The sequence below is a fragment of the Paracoccus onchidii genome (genome assembly GCF_028294535.1).
GTDB lineage: Bacteria > Pseudomonadota > Alphaproteobacteria > Rhodobacterales > Rhodobacteraceae > Paracoccus > Paracoccus onchidii.
Genome location: NZ_JAQBIE010000002.1, coordinates 1 through 22,492, shown reverse-complemented (window position 1 = coordinate 22,492; position 22,492 = coordinate 1). Strand labels below are relative to the sequence as shown.

Here is a 22,492-nt window from a genome sequence, read left to right as displayed (position 1 = left end):
GAATAACAACAAAAATCCGGATGCGGCGGCATTCCGGAAACGGGAGCACTCATGGAAAAAACCCTGGAACGACGACCGGGCAGGGGCTCGACCCTGTTCAAGATGGTCTCACTCAGCCTGATCGGGATCGTCATCTTTTTCGTTGAATTGCCAATAGCCGGGACGGCGACGATCCTGCCCGTGCATATCGCCAACGCAATCGTCGATCATGCCCGCCCCGCGGCAATAGCCTTTGTGCTGTTGCTGATCCTTTATGGCGCGCTGGCTCCGTTTCTTGACGGAAGCTGGCGCAAGTCCTGGGGCAGTATGGTGTTTTCCGCGTTCAAGGTGCTGGGGTTGATCGCAACCGTCGCCTATCTCGCCGGTTTCGCGCCTGCGGTCATCACAAGCCCGGGCATGATGCCGTTCCTGTTTGAAAAGCTGGTCCTGAACCTGGGATTGATCGTTCCGATCGGCGCGATCGGTCTGAGTTTCCTGATTTGCTATGGGCTGATCGAGTTCTGCAGCGTGTTTCTGGAACCGGTCATGCGGCGGATCTGGCGCACACCGGGCTATTCGGCGGTTGATGCGGTGGCATCCTTCGTCGGCAGCTATTCCATCGGGTTGCTGATCACCAATCGCATGTTTCTGACAAGATCCTATTCGTTTCGACAGGCCGTTATCATTGCGACCGGGTTCTCGACGATTTCCGTGACCTTCATGGTTGTCGTGGCCAAGGTTCTGGGCCTGTTGTCGATCTGGAATTACTATTTCTGGTCGACATTGCTTGTTACCTTCGCCGTCACCGCCATCACGGCCCGCATACCACCGATCTCGTGGTATGATGATACGGAAGACGGTCACCAGGAAGATGATGTCGCCGCGACCGGATATTTTGCTGCGGCGATGCAAGCCGCGCTGACCCGTGTTGAAGGAAATCCGGGTTTCCTGCGCCTGCTGTGGGAAAACGTCAAAGACGGATTGAAGATGACTTCGGTGATCTTGCCGACGGGTGTTTCGGTCGGATTGCTGGGGTTGTTGCTCAGCATGTATACTCCGGTCTTTGATTGGCTCGGATTGCTTTTCTATCCTTTGCTGTCGCTGCTTCAGGTGCCCGAAGCGATGTTGACCGCCAAAGCGATGGCCGCGGCCCTGGCCGAGATGTTCTTTCCGACCGGCATGCTGACGGATGCGCCAATGATGTCGCGCTACCTGTTTGGTGTCACATCCGTATCCGGGCTGTTGTTCTTTGCCGGGTCGATCCCCTGCATTCTGGCAACCGAGATTCCGGTCAAGGTGCCACATCTGGTGTTGATCTGGGCGATCCGTGTCCTGCTGAGCATCCCCTTGGCGGTGGCCGCCGCCCATCTTGGCCCGGTCATTGTCTGACCTTGTTGCAGGCGCCGCGGGGTGCCTGCGACAGACTCGAAAAATCAGGAAAATTCTATCTTCGGAGGGTCGAATGAATTCGGCATGTATTCGGAATCTGGTTGCCGGTGTCACCGCAGCAACCATGATGGCGGGGGCTGCATTTGCGGATGATCTGGTGTTGGACGGCGCCAATCTGACCATTGAACAGGTCGTCGAGGTTGCCCGTGATCCCGCGACGGGCATTACCATCGACGCAACAGCGCAACAGCGGCTGCAATCCGGCTTCGATCTTGTCATGGATGCCGCAACCCAAGGTGTTGCGGTCTATGGACTGACGGTCGGGGTCGGTTGGAACAAGGATCGCCCGGCATTCCAGGTCGAGGACGGAAAGCGGGTTCTGGATGATCAATTGCTTGACCTGTCGCGCGCATTCAACCTTGGACAGTTGCGTGCGCATGCGGCGGGGTTTGGTGATGCAATGGATCGCGATGTGGTTCGTGCCGGCATGGTGGTGCGGCTGAACCAGATGTTGACCGGCAGAACCGGGATCCAGCCCGATATCGCCGAGATGTATCGTCAGTTCCTGTTGCATGACATCGTGCCAGTCGTTCCTGAACGGGGATCGTTGGGGCAGGCAGACATCACTTTGGCGGCGCATGTCGGGCTGGCCATGATCGGTGAATGGCAGGTTGACTACAAGGGCAGGCGAATGCCAGCAGCCGAGGCACTGACCCAGGCGGAACTTTCGCCCGTCACGCCGGTCGGCAAGGATTTCCTGTCGATCATCAGCTCGAACGCGCTGACGGCGGGCCACGCGGCCCTGTTGGCGCATGACGCCGATGCCTACCTTCAAAGGCAGGCCGTGGCGTTCGCGCTTGCATTGGAAGGGTTCAACGGTAATGTCGCGCCCTTCCTGGAAGAAACCACAACCATTCGCCCTTTCCCGGGCATGGTCAAGGCGTCGGCGCAAATCCGGGACGCCTTGGATAGCAGCTATTTGTGGCAACCGTCCGACAGCCGCGGTTTGCAGGATCCGTTGTCCTATCGCACGATGGCATACGCCATGGGGTCTGCAATCGAGGCCAGTGAGGCGCTGAACGCGGCGCTGACGATCCAGATCAACCATACGGATGACAATCCCGCCACGATTTCTGGGCATCAATATGAGGGCGCGTCCGCGCAGGTCGAGGCATATCAGGTCGGTGACGCCGGTGCGATCTACCCGACGGCAAATTTCGAGCTGCTACCTGTCGGTGACAAGGTCGAGGCACTGAACCTGGCCTTGGCCCGGGTCATGCGCTCGGCGGTGATGCAAACCATCAGATACGAAAACCCGTCCCTTACGAAACTGCCACGCTTTCTGGCGGCACAAGGGAATTCCGGCCTGGCTTTCGGCGCATTGCAGGTTCCGCTGACCGCATTGCTGGCCGAATCCCGGCAATTGTCGCTGCCCGTATCGCTGGATGGCATGGGAACCTCGGCGGGGATCGAGGATGTTGCCAGCAACACGCCGCTCGCTGTGGCCAACCTCGCAAGCCTGATCGAGTTGGGCTACAAGATCTCGTCGATGCAATTGCTTCATGCGGCGCAAGCTGTCGATCTGCGCGAAACCGAGGATCTGGGAAAGGCCACCTCGCGCCTGCTGGCGCGTTACCGCCAAGACGTGCCGTTTGTCGAAACCGATCGTCCCTTCACCGACGATATCAGGGCAGGCGTTGCGGTTTTGCAGGGCTTTGACGTCGGCACGGATTGATCCGACGTCCTGATTGTCTGCGATGACGTCACCGATCTGTGAAAGATCGGTGACGTCTTGATGTCAAATGCCGGATGTCAGGTATCGCGCCGGAAGTGCCCTCGGGCGCGATCACGCAGCGGCTTGCGGCGTCATGGCGGCGATCACTTCATCCAGAGGGCGGACTGCACCATGTTGCAGATATTCCATCGCCTTCAGCGAAGCCTGATGGGCGATCTCGCTTGAGCCTGCGACGCAATCTTCAATCACCCGGCAGAAATAGTCACCCTGATGTCCATCTGCAAAGGTGTAGTGCACGCAGACATCAGTCAGGCCACCCGTCAGGATCAGCGTTTCGGCCTTCAGGCCGCGCAACAGGATGTCCAGATCGGTGCCGTAAAAGGCCGAGTATCTGCGCTTCTGGATTTTGTAGTCATCCGGGCGGATGCCCAGCTCTTCCACCGCCAGTTCGGTCAGGGGATTGTTGTCGAGGCAGTGGATATCTTCGTCGCCGTCGGTTTCGCGGCCCAGATCCACCAGGTCGGCGCGGTGTATTTCCTGGATGAAGACCACGGGAATACCGACCTCGCGTGCACGATCGATGGCGGTCCTGGTGCGTGCCATGCGCTGCGCGTAATCGGGCATATGGGCGATCGTGCGTTTGTCATCGGGAATGGGCGCAAAGGTCGATTTCTGGATGTCGATGACAATCAGAACGGCTTTGCCATCGATCAGGGCGCTTGTTGGATTGACCGTTTCGCATGTTTCTGCCTCCGTCATGATGATTTGCTGCTGTCCGACCCAAGAAGCTGGGGCAGGTTTCCGAACCGCGCGATCAGGGAAAAGACCAGGGCGGAAATGGTAAGGAAAGTGATGGCGCCGACGGCCATCGTGGGGGTGAATCCGTTCCGAAGCGAGTTGAAGATCTGCACTGTGACCGTCGAATATCCCGAGGCGGACACGAAGAAGATCACGATGAATTCGTTGAAGCTGAGAACCAGCGCGAAGAAAAATCCGGATGCTGTAAACGGCAGCATTTGAGGCAGGATGATGGTCCGGAAGGCGGTTGCCTCGTTTGCGCCCATGGTTGCGGCCGCATCCAGATGCGCGCGGTCGATGGATTGCAGCCCGATCGACAATGTGGTCAGCGGCAGCGCCGGAAACAATACGGCATGGCTGATTATGCCTGACCAGATATTCCCAAGCGCGCCAAGGTAACCCCAAAAGAAGACCAACCCGACGCCAAACACGATGGGGGGCAGGGCGAAGGGCATCAAGGCCAGCCCCGCTATCAGTTTCGAGCCGCGATCGTTGCGACGCCACAGGCCATAGGCAATGGGCCAGGCTGCCAGAACCGCCAATCCCGCGCTGGAAAATGCCACGACAAACGACGTGCGCAGCGAACGGACCCAGATTTCTTCGGTCAGAAAGAACTCGGTAAATCGGGCAAGGGTCGGATCCTCGGGCGGGAAGAACATCGTACGACCACTATTCAATGCGGCAAGGCAAACGACGATGATCGGAAAGATGATCCAAATGGCGGCCCCGCACATGAACCCGCGCGAAAGAAGCTTTCCCATATTAGCGCCCCCCGGATTTTGCGGACATGAAACGTTGTCCGATGACAAGAACACCGGCGGCGGTCAGTAGCAGGATGACGGCCTGCGCTGCCCCGAATGGTGCATTCAATGTTGCGCCGCGCACGGCCTCGTAGACCGAAATCGACAAGGTATGGCTGGACGGATCGGCAAAGACGGCAATGGTCACATAGGCACCGAGCAAAAAGACAAACAGCAGCAGCACGGCCCCGATCAGTGGGGTGCGCACCATCGGTGTCACCACCGTGCGCATCACGGTCAGGGGGCCGGCCCCCATTGTGCGTGCCGCCTCGATGACTTCGCGTTCGATCTTCGAGATTGGCGGATAAAGCAGGATTACCGCGTAAGGCCAGACCAGATAGGTCAAAGTCAGGATCGTGGCGAATTGGCTGGGCTTGAAACGGACATTTCGCGGTGTCGCCAGACCCCATTCCCGCAATAGATCAAGGCCACCATTTGCTTTCAGCCAATCGGTTATGCCGGTTTCCCTGAACAGCATTGGCAATCCGGAACGGTTGGACATCAGAATGTCCCATCCCATCACGATAAACACTTCGGAAAAGGTCAGGCTGCAAAGGAAAAACACCAGCCAGAGGGTTTGGGCGCGACGGGACAGGCGGATCATTTGCCAAACAAAGGGAAACGCCGTGGCCACAGCCAGCACCGCCGCGACCAAGGCGTACCAAACCGAATACCACAGGTACTTAAGATACAGAAAAGACACGGTGTCGGGGTAATCGCTGCCGACAAAGAACCGCTTGTAGTTCGAAAACTCCAGGCTCCAGACCCAGGCAGCGCCTTCGACCTTGTGGCCAAAGCTGATGGCAAAAACCAAGAGGAACGGAATCGTTGCAAGGGTCAGGATGACCGCTACATGCAGTAGGCCGAGGCGTTTGAAAGGTGACCGGGCGGGCAGGGGCAATGCTGTCATGCTGCGACACCTTCGGCAACCGGCAGAAGATGTAGTGTGTCGGGGCTGAGTTCGGCGATCAGTCGATCACCGATCCGGACGGTCTCGTGGAAGCTGCCGGGGATTTCCGCCGTGATACGCCCCACGGGTGTCTCAAGATGTATTTCACGGGCCACGCCTTCATCGCGCACGAAGGTGACCAGGCCCGGAACGCAATTTTCCCCCAAGCTGTCTGTGGACAGGCGGACGGCCTCGTGTCTGCAAAACACGGTCACCTCTGCACCGGGCACAAGTTCTCCCTGGCCTTTTACGATCAGTTCGGTCTGATCCACACGCACACCATTCTTGATCGTCCGCCCCTGCAGAAGATTGGCATTGCCGATAAATGACGCCACGAACGGATTGGCGGGGCGATGATAGATTTCCTGCGGCGTGCCGACCTGTTCGATCCTGCCCTGACTCATGACGACAATCCGATCGGCCATGGTCATCGCCTCGCGTTGATCATGCGTAACAACGATGGTCGTGATACCCAGCTGCTGTTGCAGCAAGCGCAGTTCCATCTGCATATCGTTGCGCAGTTTGGCGTCGAGGGCGGACATCGGTTCGTCCAACAGGAATATCTCGGGATTCTGGGCCAGCGCCCTTGCGATCGCGACCCGCTGGCGTTGACCGCCAGACAGTTCGCCAATCCGGTTGCGGCCTTTGTCGCCCAGCTGCACCAGCTCCAGCAATTCCTGAGCCCGGGCACGACGTGTCTTGGCATCCACACCAGCGATCCGCAGGCTGTAGGATACGTTGCGTGCGACATTCAGATGCGGAAACAACGCGAAGGACTGAAACACCATCCCGAATTTTCGTTGTTCAGCCGTCAGCGGGGCAATGTCTTGCCCATTCAGCATGATCTTTCCGCGGCTGGGGCTTTCCAGGCCGGCGATCATGCGCAACAGGGTGGTTTTGCCACAGCCCGATGGCCCAAGAAGTGCCGTCAGTTTCCCGTTTTCGAAAGTCAGATCCGCGCCATCCACGGCGACAAAGCTGCCAAACTGTTTGCGCAGGTTTTCAAGTACAAGATCAGACATCCTGTCGCCTCCCATTCCTACGCTTTCGCGACCATGCGGTCCCAGGCTTCATTGATGAATGTCTCGTCATCGACATAGACATCATAGGGTGCGTGAATGGCGGGGGTTCCGGTCACGGCAGCCAACTCGCTTGTGTCAAGCCCGGTCATGGCCGGGTTCACGACAGGGGCAGTGCCAATGCTGCGCGACATTGCCGCCTGAATTTCGGGCAAACAGGAAAACTCCATGAATTCATGCGCCTCGTCCTGTTTTTGCGATCCATGCGTCAAGGTCCACGAGTTGAAATCGACCACGTTCCCTTCCTTGGGGAAAAGCGATTTGATCGGATGTCCGTCGGCGGCCATCAACCCGGCAATGTCATGGAAATACATGCCGCCAACGACGTCGTAATTCTTCAACGACTGTTCCATCTGGCTTTCGCCCGTATACCACAACGCCACATTCTGATGCAGTTCGGCGACCTTTTCGACGGCAGCGACAATTCCGTCATGGCTGCGCAGGGCGTCGGGACCGCCAAGAAAGGTCGCGGCGACGACATCGAGCACATGGAAATTCACACTCTTGGGTAGGCCGAGGCTGGCCTCGAAACGGTCTCTATCCCAGAAATCGGCCTAGCTTTGCGGTGCTTCGGTGATTTCTTCTGTGTTGACGGTGAGGGTGTGATCCTGGCCGATGACATCCTGTGCAGACAGGAGGTTTCAGACGATCGTCTTGTCAGGTTGGACGACCGTGTTGTCCGTTGTGTCTGGTATCAGATCGCGCTGCCCCGCAGTTCGGCCAGAAAAGCGGCATCCGAAACCTTGCGCGACTGGCTGCTGGACCGGACATCGTGTTTTCGGGGTTAGTCGCGGGCTTTGATGTCATGGGGTGATGGCGGGCAACCGTCATTCGAACAGTCGCCCGAACATCCTATTTGTCGAGTTCACCCCTCGACCAGTCGTGTCGCGCCGCTGATATCGGGCAGCACCTCGCCATTGGCCAGACGTGCCAGGATGCGGCGTTCCTCGGCCTCGACCTCGGCTGCGTGGGTGGCAGCGGCCTCGGCCTCGGATGCGGGCATGATGAGGATGCCGTTTTCATCCGCAAGGACGGCATCGCCCGCATTGACCACGACCCCACCGACCGAGACGGGATGGTTCATCGCGCCGCCGCCATTGGCCAGCTTGGTCGTCAGCGCGGCCAGTCCGCGCGACCACAGGGGCAGCCCCGCCTGCCGGATTGCCAGCACATCGGTCGCCAGCCCGTCGATCACCACACCCGCCAGCCCGATGCGGCAGGCCACATCGGTCAGCACGGCACCCCAGCAGGCGTGGCGGCGGTCGCCCCCCTGATCGACGATCAGGAAATCGCCCGGACGCAGCAGCCGCAGCGCGTGGTTCAACAGCGTTCCGTCACCCGGCGGCAGCGCGATCGTCACGGCCGTCCCGGCCACCGGGCCATTGGCATGGCGGCAGGTGATTTGCGGATCGACAAAGCCGTTGCGGCGGAAATGCCCGATGGTCGCGGGCTCGCAGCCGCCAAGGCGGTCACGCAGCGCCGGATCCATCTGCGGCGGCATGGGTGCGATAGTATAAGCGGTCATCAGATCAACCCCGGCAGCCAGGTAATGATCCCTGGAAACAGACTGAACAGAAGGATTCCGATCAGGAAGCAGAGGCAGATCGGAATGGCGGCGGCATAGATGGAGGGCATCGGGATCCAGGGCGCGCTGCCCTTGGCGGCGAACAGGTTATAGCCGAAGGGCGGTGTCAGGCTGCCCACGGCAAGGTTGATCAGGAACAGCGTCCAGAACCAGACCGGATCGAAGCCATACAGCGACACCAGCGGATCATAGATCGGCACGACCACCATCATGAAGGCGATCTGGTCGATGAACATGCAGGCGATCAGCGGGATCACCATCAGCAACAGCAGCATCAAGGCGGGGCTGAGGTCGAATTCTGTCGCGGCCTCGACCAGACCGCGCGTCGCGCCGGTAAAGGACAGAAGCTGGCTGAACAGCTGCGAACAGGCCAGAATGGCGATGATCATCGCGCTGATGCGCAGGGACGACATCAGCGCCTTACCCGACATCTTCAACGAGAACTTGCCATAGAACGCTGCGACCAGGATCGCGCCCAACACGCCGGTTGCGGCGGATTCGGACGGCGTTGCAATGCCCAGCATGATCAGGCCCAGAACGGCGAAGATGATGATGCTGAAGGGCAGCATCTTGCCGATTGCCGCCAGGGTCGCGGGCAGCGAGCGGTCGTGGTCGTCGTCGCCGGCAGGTGCCTTGGACGGGTCGGCCCAGATGCGGATCAGCGTATAGCCGACGAACAGTCCCGCCAGCACCAGACCGGGAATGATCCCCGCGATCAGCAGCCGCGCGATCGACACATCGACCAGCGAGCCGATGATCACGACCAGCAGGCTGGGCGGAATGATCGGTGCAAGACCCGCACCGCCAAGGATCAGCCCGACCGAGATCTTTTCGTCATAGCCGCGATCCCGCATCGTCGGCAGCGCGGACCGCGACAGCATCGCCGTCACCGCCAGCGCCGATCCCGACAGCGCCCCGAACAGCGTCGACAGTGCGATCACGAAGAAATACAGGCGGCCCCTGATCTTGCCCATCAGCGTGTCGAGGGAATCGAAGATCACGTCGATCGACCCGGACCTGAACAGCAATTCCCCCATCAGGACGAACAGCGCGATGGTCGACAGCGTTTCCGAGGTGACGGTGTTATAGACGCTGTTGGTGAACATCCCGAAACCCGCAGGCCCCATCAGCCACAGCGTGCCCGCGACATTGATCGTCAGGAAGGCCGCGAAGATCGGGATGCCCAGGGCGAACAGCACCATCAACGACGTGACCCCAAGGCCAAGCGCAAGTTGCCAATCCATGATCAAAGTCCTTCCTGCGGATCTTCGTCCGCGTTCCACGGCAGGCTGTCGGGTGCCAGCGCGGCCCGCAGATAGTAGATCGCCGTCCCGGTAAAGCCGTAGCAGATCAGCCCCGACAGCCAGATCTTCGGGATCCTGACCGCAAAGGATGTGCTGGTGCCCGATTGCACCTGCCGGATCGCCTCGACCCAGATCATGTAGGCGGCAAAGCTGCAGACGATCGCGGTCAGCGCCGCGATGATGCGGATGAAGCGGGCCTGCGTCGCCGTGGGCAGCTTTTCTTCCAGAATGGTGATGCCGATATGGCCGCGTGTGCGGGCCAGTTCGGGCATCGCAAGCGTGGCCGCGGCGCATAGCAGATACGCCACCGCCGAGGCCGACCACAGCGTCGGCGAATTGAAGAAATAACGGGCGACGACCTCGATCAGGAAGGTCACAACGATCCCCGCAAGCGCGGCGCCGCCCAGAAGGAACCCGGCGCGGGTCAGCGCATCATGCGCGCGCCAGATCCCCGCGCCGAATGTCCGGCCTTGTGTCATTCGGTCAGCCCGTTTTCCTGCGCCAATTCACGCATTTGCGCGACGGTCTCGGGGGACTTGTCCAGGCCAAGCTGCCAGATGCCTTCGTTGACCAGCGCGTCCAGGCGCTCGGCATCCTCGGGGGCGAACTCGGTCGGCTGCATGCCCAGCTCTTCCAGTTCCTTCCATTCCTGAACGGCCAGACCGTCCAGCAGTTCGGCATTGGTTTCTTCCAGTTTGCGACCTTGTTCCAGCAGCAGCGCCTGTTCGGCCTGATCGAGGGATTCGAACTTGGACAGGTTCATCAGGATATAGGTATAGGTCTGCCCGAAGGTCGGCTTCGAGAAATAGCCGGCAACCTCGTGCCAGCCCAGATCCTTGACCCCGTTCAGGCCCCATGCGGCCCCGTCGATCACGCCGCGATCCAGCGCCGAATAGACATCGCCCGACGACATCAGCACGGGCGCGCCGCCCAGCCCTTCGGTGATGTTGGTATAGGTCGCGCTGCCCCGGATGCGGCGACCGTCCAGACCGGGCGATCCCTCGATCGGCTCTTCCAGCACATATTGAAAGCCCGACGATCCCAGCGGCGGCACCGCGATCAGCTTCAGGCCCAGATCGGCGTAATGGGCGTCGACCAGATCCCAGATGCCGGCTTCGCGGACCTTGGCGGGATCGACGGACACCGCGTCCATGGCCGCGCCGACGCCGGTGGTGTCGGTGTGATAGGCGCCGTGGGTATACAGGATGTCGAACACGCCCGCTCCGACAGGCTGTAGCTGTTCGAAGGGCGGAATGACGTCGGGACCGCTGAGATTGATGCTGGTCTCACCACCCGAGGCTTCTTCGACCATGTCGATAAAGCGCATCGCGACCTCTTTGGTATAGGTCGCGTTCATGTTGTAGCTGGTCAGCATCCGCAAATCTGTCGCCATCGCGGCCGCGGGAAGGACAAGTGCAGCCGTCGCTGCCGTGATCATCAAACGATTCATGGGGTTACCTCACAAGTTGTCTTTGCGTCTTGTTCTTTGTCTGCCGACCGCAAGCTGCCCGATTCCTTTCGGGCAATGCGGGGCGCGGGGGGGAAACCCGGCCTGGTTCGGCGCGTGTCCTGGCCTATCGGGAATGCGTCACGTGGTGGTCATCCTCTGGTCTTTGGATCTGGTCAACGATAAATCTGAACGCGCCTGACGCGCAAATAGTCGCAGGCTATTCCAAGAATAGCACAGCCAAAGTCAATGACCCGACGTTCCGTCATGTAGCTGCCCATTCGAGATGCAATTGCCCGACCGACCAGCGGGGTCAGGCTGGAACGAAACCGCCCCAGCATCGATCTGATGCAGGGGCGGGCAGGGGAGGCGGGTCGCCGATGACAAGATCAGACAGCGGCGGTTACAATGAATTCCACCAGATATTCGGGCGTGGCGAGCTTGGCTTCACCGCAGGCCCGTGCTGCCGGTGCGGCGGGGTCGATCCAGGCGTCATAGACTTCGTTCATGGCGCCAAAGTCCTTCATGTCGGCAAGCCAGATGATGACCTGCAACAACCTGGATTTATCCGACCCGACCTCGGCCAGAAGCTTGTCGACGGCTGCAAGACAGTCGCGGGTCTGGCTCGCCACATCGGCACCCGGTGTGCCGACCTGGCCGGCCAGATACGCGGTGTTGCCGTGAATGACGGCCTGACTCATGCGCGGGCCGATTCCGATGCGTTTGATGTCCATAGCGATCTCCATGTCAGAAACTGAAATATGCCTAGCGCTTTACAGGTTCCGACACTATGCGGGAAGCGGCATTCGGGCATGCCGAAGACAGGTGGTTGTCATAGGCATTTGCTATAGTTCGCATCTGTATTTCCGCATATGCTGTGTTATCTAGCCTGCCTTGCCACAAGGGACCCACAGCTTTGATGCAAAATGATCTGAACTGGAACTTGCTGCGGACATTTTATGTGATTGCCCAGGAACAAAGCATCACGGCGGCATCCAGACGGTTGGGTATTTCGCAGCCATCGGTCAGCAACGCCTTGCAAAAGCTGGAAAGCCAGTTGGGATGTCAGTTGGTGTTCCGCGACAGCCGTCACTTTGAACTGACCCTGAGGGGGGAAAAGGTCTATCAGGAATGTCGCGACATGTTCCACGGGGCCGACCGCATTGCGCAATTGGCGCAAGACCCGCTGCAAGAAGAGCGCGGCGAGGTGCGCTATCAGGTGATCTCTAACCTGGCGTCGCCGTTGATCAATGAGTTGCTGCGTCTGTTCCACCAACGCCATCCATCGGTCAGGTTGCATGTCGAGGCGAAGAACAGCCATGAAATCGTGCGCAATATCAGCAAGGGCAACATCAATATCGGTTTTTGTCTGCTGAATCGCCCGGTGCTGAACCTGGATTCGATCCGCCTCTTTCGGGAAGAGTTCAAACTGTTCTGCGGGGCCGAGCATTCGCTTTACGGTCGCGAAAGCATCAGCGAGCGCGAGTTGCGGCAGGAACCGTTCATCTCGTTCACCTGCGCAAGCGAAGGGATGGGGCTAGAACCGATGGCGGTTCTTCAGGCCAGCGCGAATATCGGCAACCGCATCACCGGCGTCAGTTCAAACCTGCAAGAGGTCAAGCGCATGATCGTGTCGGGCATCGGGATCGGCCTGCTGCCGACCTATCCGGTGCAGGCCGATATCGATGAAGGCGTGCTATGGCCGATCCGCGTCACGGACCGGCCCATCGGGGCGGATGTGTATCTGGTCCATGCCCCGAAACAGGATCTCAGCGGGGCTGAACGTGCCTTTGTCCGCACCGTCGAGGAATTGGCCCCGATGTATCAGGATGTGACCTGACGGTGGGCCAGTTCGGCCGCGGCCAGATCCTCGATCGCGACGCCTGCCGATTTGAACAGCGTGAATTCCGCGTTCGATCCGCGCCCCGGATGACGACCCTGCGCCAGTTCGGCCAGATCCGCCTCGATCTGGATCGGGTCGAACAGGCCCGCGCGTGCGGGTTGGGCCAGATCGCCCGATTTCATCGCGCCGTCGACGCTGTCCACGAACACCCGTGCCTGACCCAGCGCGGTATCGTCCGCCTCGCGCATATCCTCGCGGAAGGCACCGACCAGATCCAGATGGGTGCCGGGGCGCAGCCAGTCGCCATGGATGATCGGGCTGGTCGCCGCCGTGATCGTCGTGATCACATCCGCGTTCCGGCAGGCCTGTTCCAGATCAGTGACCGCCTCGGCGGGCAGACCGTCATTGCGCATCGCCCCCGCAATCCGGGCCGAACTGTCGCAATTGCGGCCCCAGACCATGATGCGATCATGGCTGCGAACGCTGGAATGGGCCGCGGCCATCGCGCGCGACAGCTGACCCGTTCCCACGACAAGCAAGCTCCGCGCGTCCTTGCGGGCAAGATAATCCGCCGCCAGCGCGGATGCCGCCGCCGTTCGACGCGCGGTCAGCGCATCGCCATCCATCACCGATTTCATCTGACCGGTTTCGCCATCGAACAGCATATAGCCCGCGTTGATCGTCGCCAGCCCGCGTTGCGGGTTTTCGGGAAAGAAGGTCACGATCTTCACGCCAATGGATTCGCCCGGAATCCAGGCCGGCATGATCAGCAGTGATGCCTCGCTGCCATCGGGCTGCCTGATCGGCAACACCTGACGGGGCGGGGCGACGACGGCATTGCGGGCGAACCAGTCGCGCAGTTCTTCGACCAGCGGTCGCCAGTCCAGCGCGGTTTCCAGCTGATGCTCGGTCAGGAAGGTGTCAGTCACGATCGGCCCTTTCCACGACGGCATGCAGCAGGATGTTCAGCGCGGCATCGAAATCCTGCGGTTCGCAATGTTCCTCGTTGTTATGGGTGATGCCGTTCTTGCAGGGGGCAAAGATCATCGCGGTCGGGCAATGCGTCGCCAGAAAATAGGCGTCATGCCCGGCCTGCGACTGGATATCGCGCCAGTTCACACCCAGACGGATCGCGTGGTTGCGGATGCTGTCGATCAACCCGGCATCGAAGATGTCGCCGCCCCATTCCCATTCATCCTCGATGGTCGCGGTGCAGCCCGCCACGGCGGCCGCCTCGTGGACCGAGCGGCGCATCTTTTCCGCCATGACACGGGTAGTGATCGGGTCGGGATGGCGCACGTCGCAGACGGCCTCGGCGGTATCGGACAGGATGCCGGGCTTGTTCGGCCAGGCGGTCAGCCGCGCGGCAGTGGCCTTGCCGTCATGGACCGCATAATCCCAACCGATATCGTCCACCGCCGTCAGCCAGCGCGCGCCCGCGACCAGCGCGTTCCGGCGCAGATCCATCGGCGTCGGGCCGGTATGCGCGGTCTTGCCCTCGAACGAGGCGCGCATTCCGCGCACCGGATAGCCGCCGGTGACGATGCCGACATCGCGCCCCTCGGTATCCAAGATCGGACCCTGTTCGATATGCAGTTCGAAATAGGCGTCGACCTCGCCCGCCTTGCAGGGGCGGCTTCCGTCATAGCCGATGCGCTTCAATTCGTCGCCGAATCGGGTGCCGTCATCGCCGATCAGGTCATGGACCCAATCCACCGAATATTTGCCTACGAAACAGCCCGACGCGACCATCGGCGGCGAGAACCGGGCACCTTCCTCGTTGGTCCAGTCCACGATGACGATGGGGCGTTTGGTGACATGGTTCGCCTCGTTCAGGGCGCGAACGACCTCCAACCCGGCCAGAACGCCCGCGATGCCATCGAAACGACCGCCGTTGATCTGGGTGTCCAGGTGGCTGCCGATCAGGATCGGCGGCAGGCTGTCATCGCTGCCTGCCCGCCGCGCGAAGATCGAGCCGCATTCATCGATTTCCACGCTGAGACCCGCATCCTGGCACCAGGCCACGAACTGGTCTCGCATTTCCTTGTCGGCATCCGACAGCGTCAGACGCGACAGGCCGCCCGGCCGTCCCTGACCGATCCGACCCGAGGTTTCGATGGTGTGCCAAAAGCGGTCCAGATCGACGCGGCTGTCAGATGTAATCGGCATGGGTGGTCCTTCATGTGATCCAGGGTGCCGCCGTGTCTTGTGAAGCGGTCCGTGGTGCTGAATGCTTGTTCACAAGACTCTGACGGATTGCAGTCAAGCGCAAATAGCGATGGCTTATAGCATCCAAAGACCACTGATATGCTGACTGTTCATCAGAAACATCTGACAGTGAGGGACACCTGAACCAATCATTCATATAATATTCCATAAGATTGATTATTGTATAAATTCTTGTAGAAACCAGATAGAAATGTCGCGAACTGGCAAAGTTGATTTGTCGGCTCGGGTCTGACGGATGACGCTTGCGGCACCGGAAAACGATCACGAGGGACAGCGTCATGGGATTTCTGCTGATGAGCGCACGTGAGTTGCAGAAGATCGAGGTTCTGGCGCAGGTGCTGGATGGCAGTCTGCGGACAGCCTCGGCGGCGCAGGTGCTGGGTCTGAGCCAGCGCCAGGTTCAGCGGCTTGTGCGCGACGTCCGGGTGGACGGTGCCGTGGCGGTGCGCCACAAGCTGCGCGGGCGAGCGTCCAACAACCGGATCAGCGATCTGAAGCGCGACTACATCCTGTCGCTGATCCGCAGCGGCTACCCGGATTTCGGGCCCACGCTGGCGGCCGAGAAGCTGGCCGAGCGGCATGGCATCCGCGTCTCGTCCGAGAGCCTGCGGCAGTGGATGATGGCTGCGGGCCTGTGGCAGAGCCGGACACAGCGGCGGCAGGTCCATCAGCCCCGGCTGCAGCGCGAGGCCCTGGGCGAGCTGATCCAGATCGATGGCTCGGAGCATCGCTGGTTCGAGGATCGCGGCCCTGCCTGCACGCTGCTGGTCTTCATCGACGACGCCACCGGCCGGCTGATGCAGCTGCGCTTCGTGCGCTCGGAATCGACCGAGAGCTATCTTGCGGCCCTCGCGGACTATCTGCGAGAGCATGGCCTGCCGGTGGCCTTCTATTCTGACAAGCACAGCGTCTTTCGGGTGAACAGGAAAGAGGCCCGGAGCGGGCACGGCATGACGCAGTTCGGTCGCGCCCTGAGCAAGCTGAACGTCGAGATCCTTTGCGCGAACAGCAGCCAGGCCAAGGGCCGCGTCGAGCGCGCCAACCGGACGCTGCAGGACCGGCTGCTCAAGGAACTGCGCCTTGCCGGGATCGGCGACATCGAGGCCGCCAATGCCTTCCTGCCGGGTCTCATCGCGCGTCACAACCTGCGCTTTGGCCAGCCCCCCTGCTCGCCTCGCGGCTCAACGACATCCTCTGCAGCCGCGACCAGCGGCAGGTCGGCGCGAGCCTCGTCGTCCATTACGAGCGCCGGAAGTTCCTCCTCGATGACAACGACCATGCCCGAGATGGCTGTCTTCGCGAGATGGCCGGCGGCTTAATCCCGAAACAGCTTGAACGAAAAACTTTATTCGTCGCGGTTAAAGTGCAATCATTGCCGTTATTACGACAGTTCGCTCCAATCTCATGGGGAAACCGGGACAAGACGGGGGCACGCGTGCTTCGAGGTTTCACAGAGTTGCTTGCCGCGGCCGTCCTGGTCTCGGGCTTATTTGGCAGCAGTACTAGCGCGCAGCATTGTGCGCCGCGGGATTTCTTGGCCGAGCCTATTCCGACGGACTTTTCGACAGCCGACTGGCGCAGTGCGATCTTGCTTGCATATCCCGCGCTGAGACCGGGCGCAGACAAAGACAGTTTGATTGGGCCGGATGACAGCCTGTTTCCGATGTCGGGTCCCACAGGACGATCTCCTCGTGCCCACCTTGATGCGCCGACAACGGGTGACCAGTTCATTCCGGCTTACCCCTTGTCTCGTGATCTGGACAATCGCACAGAGCCGTTTTTTGATCCGGGCCGCGTGCGCGATGGCGCGTTTTTCGCACTGCTTTATGGCAACAGCCCCGCCGATGTGGAAGCCGAGCTGGAAACCGTTACCTTCGGCGGCGCGCGTTTCCATGTAACGGCACGCAATGGCGTGGCCTGCCAACTCCGCGCTGCCTTCACGCTTTTGGCGCCGCATCGAGCGACACTTGCGCCCTTTTTCGAAGCTGTTGGCGGCGGCTATGTCTGGCGGCGGATTTCCGGCACTGACCGGCTGAGCCCACATTCATGGGGTATCGCAATCGACATAAACGCGTCGCTTGGCGGCTATTGGCGCTGGACGGGGGCGACCGAGGGTGCGGTGGGTGACTATGACAACCGTGTGCCGTGGAGCCTTATCGAGGCAATGGAACGATCAGGTTTCATATGGGGCGGAAAATGGCATCATTTCGATGGTATGCATTTCGAGTACCGCCCGGAACTGATCCTGTATGGACGGATGCTGGAAGGAGGCGGAAGATGACTGACCGGTTGAGGGCCGCGGCACTAGGGGCGCTGATCGCGATCTTACCTGCGACGGCAGATGCGCAAACACTTCTTGAAACCTATCGCGCGGAAATCGCGCCGGTGGATCGCCGCAACTCCTCGGGCACGGGGCTTACGGACATTGGCGCGATCCTCGCACAGGACCGCGCCAATGTGCATCGCTTCGGACATCGCCAACCCGGCGACACAGTGGACGCGACCTTTTCATCGCGCAAGCAGCGGGCGGCAATGGGTTCGCTTCTTGCACGCGGATCAATCAGTCAGGCGGCGGCACGAGCGCTGCGCGATGGTGGCACCGTGCTGAAGGTCGAAGTCTGGAGCCGTGGCGGCAAAGTCAGCCACGTGACCGTGGATGTTGCGCCAAGCAAAGCAGCAGCTGGCGGTGATCCTGGCGACCCATTGCTGACGGCATCCGAAATGGATCAGAACGCCGCGCGCATTCAGGCGGCGCTGAATAACTTGGGCTTCGATGCAGGCCCGGTTGACGGACAAGGCGGACGGCAGACGCAGGAAGCGGTTCTGGCCTTCCAACGAAGCCTCGGACGGCCTGCCACAGGCACGCTGACCCGGTCCGAGTGGAAAGAACTTAGCGATATACCAAGCGCCATCGGTCCAAGTTTCGAATGCGCCCGTGCTGCCACCCCGACCGAACAGGCAATTTGTGCAGATCCTGCGCTGGCCGCGCTGGACCGTGTGCTTGGAGATGCATGGACCGCGCAAAGGCAAGTCGACAACTCCGACAGCCGCCTCGCCGAGCAGCGAATTTGGCTTGCCGAACGTGACGCCTGTAATGACGACGTGGCTTGCCTGCAGGCGTCGATGAAGGGGCGCCTCAGTGTGCTGGGCGGAGAGCTTCCCGCCACATCTCCCGGTCTGGCCGCGGCTACGGATGGCACGGCGCAAGTCGCCGAAACGGGTGCAGCAATGGCGGTCTCTGCCGAAGGCGGCCTTGTCACCGTGAACGGGCGCATTCTTTACAGCCCAAGCGATCTGGGCAGGCAGATCGTTCCCTTACTGAGCAGCCTGAGCGTTCAGGACCACGAGCAGGAATGGACGCGCCGCCTTGCATATACGCAATGGATTGCGGGCTCGGACGATCTGGAAAAAGGGCTGGCAGGGACGCGGGGCACCCTGCGACGCTATTTCGATCTATTGCCGCGCGATGCACAGGACGAAATCGTGCAGTTCGGCTTGTCCGCCTCGGGCATGACAGATAGCGAGAACAATTCTTGCTTCAAGAATACGCGCGCATCGCGTTATTCCTGCGCCGCGCAGAATTTGCCGACAGAGTTCGATCGCCGTCGCTTCCAGCAGGTCGCAGCAACGATTGTCGCCCGCACGGCCAAAGCCGAACAGCTGGATCTGCCGATCGCTGTCCGCGCATTCTGTCCGCTTGGTCCGATTGATCGCGCCTATGATTTCGATACGAGCACGGTCGACTGGGCTTGGATGATCGCAAATGGCTGCCATCTCAACCAGCCCGACACCGATCTTGCCGCCGCTGTGCCCCAACGGTCAAAGATGGACGCCGCACGGGTCGAAGACCTTGCGCGGCGGTACATTGGCCACGATGCGCAAGGCCAAGGACGTTTGCTGCCGCTGATGCTTGCCTTCGACGCCGAGCTATCCGTGGCTCGCAATCCAAATGGGCGGGCGGGACCGGATGGCTTGACAGAAGTAAGCCAATCGCTTCGCCGCACCGGGCCGGTAGAATTGCGTTGGAGTGGTGCGCCGCAAGAAGTCGTTCTACAGTTTGAAGCACCTACCGGAAACCTGCCATCCGAGGCAGTTGATTTGCGGCAAGGAAGCCCAGCCTTTCGCCTGTTCGAGACCGCGCCCGAGATGGATGCAACGCGCCTCAAGGCCGCGCTGAGGACGCCCGCGTCATCCGGCGATGGCGTCAGGGTTCGCCTGCCTGCCTGGCCCACCGCCGATCAAGGGCCGGCGCGCCTGTCGGTTGCCAACTTTTTCATTGCCGAGGAACCTGCGCGCCAGATTGCGGCGCAAACAGATCAACCGTTGGAACATGTTGCCTGGACACAGCTGTCGTCACGCGAGCGAGGCGTGCCTGACACTGAACTTGTCCTGATCTTTCCCGCGCCTTACGCATCGGTCGAAAGCGAACCCATCGATCCCGCGCTTACCCAAGGTCGAAATCAAGAAGATGTCGCGCTGCTGGGCCGCATCTCGGAGCCCATGCAGATGGAAGGCAGCGCGGGGCCCGCGCTCGTCGCCATCTTCCAACCAGAAGGATTCGAAATTACCGAGTCCGGAATTGGTGGTGCGCGACAGGTCGTCGCGCGCCCGGTCCTTGCGGCGTCAAAGGCCGCAGCCAATCCGCAGAATCGGGTGTTTCTGCCAACGCCATGGTGGTTTGCCGCGCAAGCGGCGGAGCTGCAAGGGCAGGATATCGACACGTATCTAAACGCGGCGATGGATCGCGCCAACCTGCACAGGAGTGATACATTCGCGCGGCTTGACGCGTTAGCAGCTGCCAAAACGGCAATCGAGCAAGTCAAACAGGCCAAGGAAGAAGCCCCGTGGGTCGCAGGTCGCATCACGCTCGGCGCTTATGATCTGGAACGCAAGGCCTGGCCTGTGAATGGGCTACAACTTGTCTTGCCAACGCAGGACTCCATCGAGGCCGCCGTGGCGCGCAGGGTGCAGCCTAAGATCGATACGAAGGAATTGTTCATTCCGATGTCCGTTGATGATGCCCGCGCATTCGAGGCGGCGCGACGGCGGTCGGGTCCGCTCGATTTCTATGCCCGTGTTGATATATCTGCGCCAAGCGTGTCGGATCATCTGGCAGTGCAAGCGCATATGCGAGAGCTGCTTTTGTTTCCGTTGGAAGGTTCGCCATCCCAGCAAATGAACGTCTCGCACAGCTTCGACCGAGAGACAGCCATCGCACGGCTGGAATTCGATCCACCCCCGAAGGTCGAAGCCATGGACAGCCAGCCTGTTGCAAAGGTGGCGCCCTCACCCGTAGCCGCTTTGGATGCGGTTTCGCAAACCCTTGAACATGCCACCGGGACTGCGCCGCCCCCAGTCCAGAACGCGCCCGCGGTGTCAGATGATGACTGGCCCGAATTGCCCGACCTGACCGTTGCGAAGAGCGATTGGGATTTGCTCGGGCTGCATACCGGAATGACGCTGCCCGAAGCCGAGGCCGTGATTGAGGAGCGCGGCGGCCTTCTTGCCGTTCTGGAAAGACCCATAGTCGAACCCGACACGGCTCAGGTCAGATCGACCTTGTATCAGCGGATGTATGTGGCCGCAGAGGGCACCGAGGCAATTACGCTGGCCGCGCCCGGACCAGAGGGGCCGGTACTTGCCATTTTACGCCGCCTTCAACTGCCACGCGGCGATTTGCCCTTCGACACGATTCAACAAACGTTGATCGAAAAATACGGCGCACCGTCGATACAAGACGACTCGGCGGCTGGTGAACGGATGTATTGGTTCGACGGCACGCCCGGCGCGGCGCAGGCCATTTGCCGCACGCATTTCCCGCGCCGCGTGGCAGTGAGCGAATGGCAAGTGCGAGACGGCGGTGACGGTTCCCCGGACCTGTCGAAGCACCCGGCGCCCTGGGATTGGGCAATCACCGATATGCCCGTGGACTATGCCGAGCAAGCTTCTACCTGTGGGCGCGTTTTGACCTTCGAACCCGAAGGCGTAGCTCAGCAAGGTGGCGCAGCCTTCTCGATGATTCTGGTCGACCTCGAGGCACTGAGGATGGTGGACGAGACACTTGCAGATGTCCCTGCGGCAGAGAAAATCGAGATCGAGTTCTAGATCAGCAAATTCGCGCGAACCGCTCCGTACTGACAGGGCGCGACGCCTTTGCGTATATCTCGCACACCGTTCGTGCTGATCGCTCGCGTGAAGAACCGCCGTGCGGCAGCCAGATCGCGGCGCTCAGAGAGCATGAAATCAAGGGTTTGCCCATCGCGACCCACAGCTCGGCAGAGGTAGATCCAGCGCCCCTTCACCTTGATGTAGGTCTCGTCCATCCGTCAGGAAGTGGCCGCCCGCCGCTTCCTCGCCCGAGCCGCGATCTGCGGAGTGAACTTGATCACCCAGCGGTTCAGGGTCGCGTGATCGACGGTGACGCCCAGCTCCGCCAGCATCTCCGCGAGATCATGATAGGAAACAGCATAGCGCAGGTAGAAGAACACCGCGTGTAGGATCGCCGACTTCGGAAAGTGTACGCCTTTGACATTGATCACGCCGCAAGTCCCTCGCCAACGACCTGACAACGTTGATCTACAAGAGAATGCCACAGAACCGGAAACTTTGCGACAGAACTGTGGGCAGCTCACTCCAACAACCAAATGCACCAACGCCTCCGATCCGCTTTGAACCTCTCGGTGTTTTTCGGCGGCTCCAACTTCTGATCAGGATGGAGCATCATGAGCAAGACCACGAATAAGTTTTCGCCTGAAGTGCGCGAGCGGGCCGTGCGGTTGGTTCTCGACAACGAGGGGCAGCATGGATCGCGCTGGCAGGCAGTCATGTCGATTTCCGCGAAGATCGGCTGTGCGCCCCAAAACCTGACCGAGTGGATCAAGAAGGCCGAGGTCGACAGCTGCAAGCGCGCAGGCACCCCGACCGACATGGCCGAGAAGATGAAAGCTCTGGAACGGGAGAACCGGGAGCTCCGGCAGGCGAACGAGATCCTGCGTAAGGCGAGCGCCTATTTTGCGATGATCGAAGGCAGCAGCGGCATCGCTTCGAGCGCGGCCTGAAATGCTCGACCGCCGGTCGACGTGATGGTGGATTTTACCGAGGCGCACAGGGATGCAATTTTATCAAGCCGCACAGAACGACGATCCCCGACAAGAAAGCGCCATGTCCGCTGGACAAGGTGAACCGCGAATTCCGCGTCCCGGCGCCCAACATGCTCTGGGTCAGCGACGTCACCTACGTCGCCACCTGGAAAGGCTTCGTCTATGTCGCTTTCGTCATCGACGCCGACGCGCGCCAGATCGTCGGCTGGCGGGTCAGTACATCGGCGCGGACAGGGTTCGCCCTGGATGCACTGG

Annotated in this window: 16 protein-coding genes and 4 pseudogenes; 7 read left to right on the top strand and 13 right to left on the bottom strand. The window is 60.5% G+C overall.

Annotation, left to right across the window (positions count from 1 at the left end; genetic code table 11):
- Nucleotides 1-51: 51 nt before the first annotated feature.
- Together PAF17_RS01620 and PAF17_RS01615 are read left to right on the top strand one after the other, a co-directional pair.
- Nucleotides 52-1,368: a YjiH family protein gene (locus tag PAF17_RS01620; protein ID WP_271887334.1), complete on the top strand. Its 1,317-nt coding sequence runs from the start codon at nucleotides 52-54 to the stop codon at nucleotides 1,366-1,368.
- Nucleotides 1,369-1,441: 73 nt separating this feature from the next.
- Entirely contained in the window at nucleotides 1,442-3,103 is a 1,662-nt protein-coding gene (locus PAF17_RS01615) for an HAL/PAL/TAL family ammonia-lyase (RefSeq protein ID WP_271887333.1), read from the top strand.
- 111 nt (nucleotides 3,104-3,214) lie between these two features.
- Here PAF17_RS01615 and PAF17_RS01610 read toward each other — a convergent pair whose 3' ends face one another.
- From PAF17_RS01610 to PAF17_RS01565, 10 genes and pseudogenes are all read right to left on the bottom strand, one after another.
- Nucleotides 3,215-3,862, bottom strand: coding sequence for a cysteine hydrolase family protein (locus PAF17_RS01610; RefSeq protein ID WP_271887332.1), 648 nt, complete (start codon nucleotides 3,860-3,862; stop codon nucleotides 3,215-3,217).
- Nucleotides 3,859-4,662 carry an ABC transporter permease gene (locus tag PAF17_RS01605; protein ID WP_271887331.1) on the bottom strand — a complete coding sequence of 268 codons (804 nt, stop codon included), beginning with the start codon at nucleotides 4,660-4,662 and terminating at the stop codon, nucleotides 3,859-3,861. The genes PAF17_RS01610 and PAF17_RS01605 overlap by 4 nt, the downstream gene beginning before the upstream one ends.
- 1 nt (nucleotide 4,663) lies before the next feature.
- Entirely contained in the window at nucleotides 4,664-5,611 is a 948-nt protein-coding gene (locus PAF17_RS01600) for an ABC transporter permease (protein ID WP_271887330.1), read from the bottom strand.
- Nucleotides 5,608-6,672, bottom strand: a complete 1,065-nt coding sequence (locus PAF17_RS01595) for an ABC transporter ATP-binding protein (protein ID WP_271887329.1) — start codon at nucleotides 6,670-6,672, stop codon at nucleotides 5,608-5,610. Before PAF17_RS01595 ends, PAF17_RS01600 begins: the two co-directional genes overlap by 4 nt.
- A gap of 17 nt (nucleotides 6,673-6,689) precedes the next feature.
- Nucleotides 6,690-7,250: pseudogene (locus PAF17_RS01590) on the bottom strand (extracellular solute-binding protein); the annotation flags it as partial.
- Nucleotides 7,251-7,594: 344 nt separating this feature from the next.
- Nucleotides 7,595-8,254, bottom strand: coding sequence for an RraA family protein (locus tag PAF17_RS01585; RefSeq protein WP_271887328.1), 660 nt, complete (start codon nucleotides 8,252-8,254; stop codon nucleotides 7,595-7,597).
- Nucleotides 8,254-9,558 carry a TRAP transporter large permease gene (locus PAF17_RS01580; protein WP_271887327.1) on the bottom strand — a complete coding sequence of 435 codons (1,305 nt, stop codon included), beginning with the start codon at nucleotides 9,556-9,558 and terminating at the stop codon, nucleotides 8,254-8,256. Before PAF17_RS01580 ends, PAF17_RS01585 begins: the two co-directional genes overlap by 1 nt.
- A 2-nt stretch (nucleotides 9,559-9,560) precedes the next feature.
- Nucleotides 9,561-10,097, bottom strand: coding sequence for a TRAP transporter small permease (locus PAF17_RS01575; RefSeq protein ID WP_271887326.1), 537 nt, complete (start codon nucleotides 10,095-10,097; stop codon nucleotides 9,561-9,563).
- Nucleotides 10,094-11,068, bottom strand: a complete 975-nt coding sequence (gene dctP / locus PAF17_RS01570) for a TRAP transporter substrate-binding protein DctP (RefSeq protein WP_271887325.1) — start codon at nucleotides 11,066-11,068, stop codon at nucleotides 10,094-10,096. The genes PAF17_RS01575 and dctP overlap by 4 nt, the downstream gene beginning before the upstream one ends.
- 386 nt (nucleotides 11,069-11,454) lie before the next feature.
- Nucleotides 11,455-11,799, bottom strand: coding sequence for a RidA family protein (locus PAF17_RS01565; RefSeq protein WP_271887324.1), 345 nt, complete (start codon nucleotides 11,797-11,799; stop codon nucleotides 11,455-11,457).
- A 185-nt stretch (nucleotides 11,800-11,984) separates the two neighbouring features.
- Here PAF17_RS01565 and PAF17_RS01560 point away from each other — a divergent pair, with 185 nt between their 5' ends.
- On the top strand, nucleotides 11,985-12,905 hold the full coding sequence (locus tag PAF17_RS01560; RefSeq protein ID WP_271887323.1) for a LysR family transcriptional regulator: 921 nt from the start codon (nucleotides 11,985-11,987) through the stop codon (nucleotides 12,903-12,905).
- Here the strand turns inward: PAF17_RS01560 and lhpI are convergent.
- A complete protein-coding gene (gene lhpI / locus PAF17_RS01555; RefSeq protein ID WP_271887322.1) occupies nucleotides 12,890-13,837 on the bottom strand; it encodes a bifunctional Delta(1)-pyrroline-2-carboxylate/Delta(1)-piperideine-2-carboxylate reductase in 948 nt (315 codons plus the stop codon). The two genes, PAF17_RS01560 and lhpI, sit on opposite strands and share 16 nt — an antisense overlap.
- On the bottom strand, nucleotides 13,830-15,077 hold the full coding sequence (locus PAF17_RS01550) for a Zn-dependent hydrolase (RefSeq protein ID WP_271887321.1): 1,248 nt from the start codon (nucleotides 15,075-15,077) through the stop codon (nucleotides 13,830-13,832). Before PAF17_RS01550 ends, lhpI begins: the two co-directional genes overlap by 8 nt.
- A 338-nt stretch (nucleotides 15,078-15,415) precedes the next feature.
- Here PAF17_RS01550 and PAF17_RS01545 point away from each other — a divergent pair.
- From PAF17_RS01545 to PAF17_RS01535, 3 genes and pseudogenes are all read left to right on the top strand, one after another.
- Nucleotides 15,416-16,422: pseudogene (locus PAF17_RS01545) on the top strand (ISNCY family transposase); the annotation flags it as partial.
- Nucleotides 16,423-16,671: 249 nt separating this feature from the next.
- The gene (locus tag PAF17_RS01540; protein WP_271887551.1) at nucleotides 16,672-17,418 is read left to right on the top strand and encodes a M15 family metallopeptidase; all 747 of its coding nucleotides are present in this window, start codon (nucleotides 16,672-16,674) and stop codon (nucleotides 17,416-17,418) included.
- A complete protein-coding gene (locus PAF17_RS01535) occupies nucleotides 17,415-21,242 on the top strand; it encodes a peptidoglycan-binding protein (RefSeq protein ID WP_271887320.1) in 3,828 nt (1,275 codons plus the stop codon). Before PAF17_RS01540 ends, PAF17_RS01535 begins: the two co-directional genes overlap by 4 nt.
- A 62-nt stretch (nucleotides 21,243-21,304) precedes the next feature.
- Here the strand turns inward: PAF17_RS01535 and PAF17_RS01530 are convergent.
- A pseudogene (locus PAF17_RS01530) lies at nucleotides 21,305-21,676 on the bottom strand (IS6 family transposase); the annotation flags it as partial.
- 183 nt (nucleotides 21,677-21,859) lie between these two features.
- Here PAF17_RS01530 and PAF17_RS01525 point away from each other — a divergent pair.
- Nucleotides 21,860-22,492, top strand: a pseudogene (locus PAF17_RS01525) (DDE-type integrase/transposase/recombinase); the annotation flags it as partial.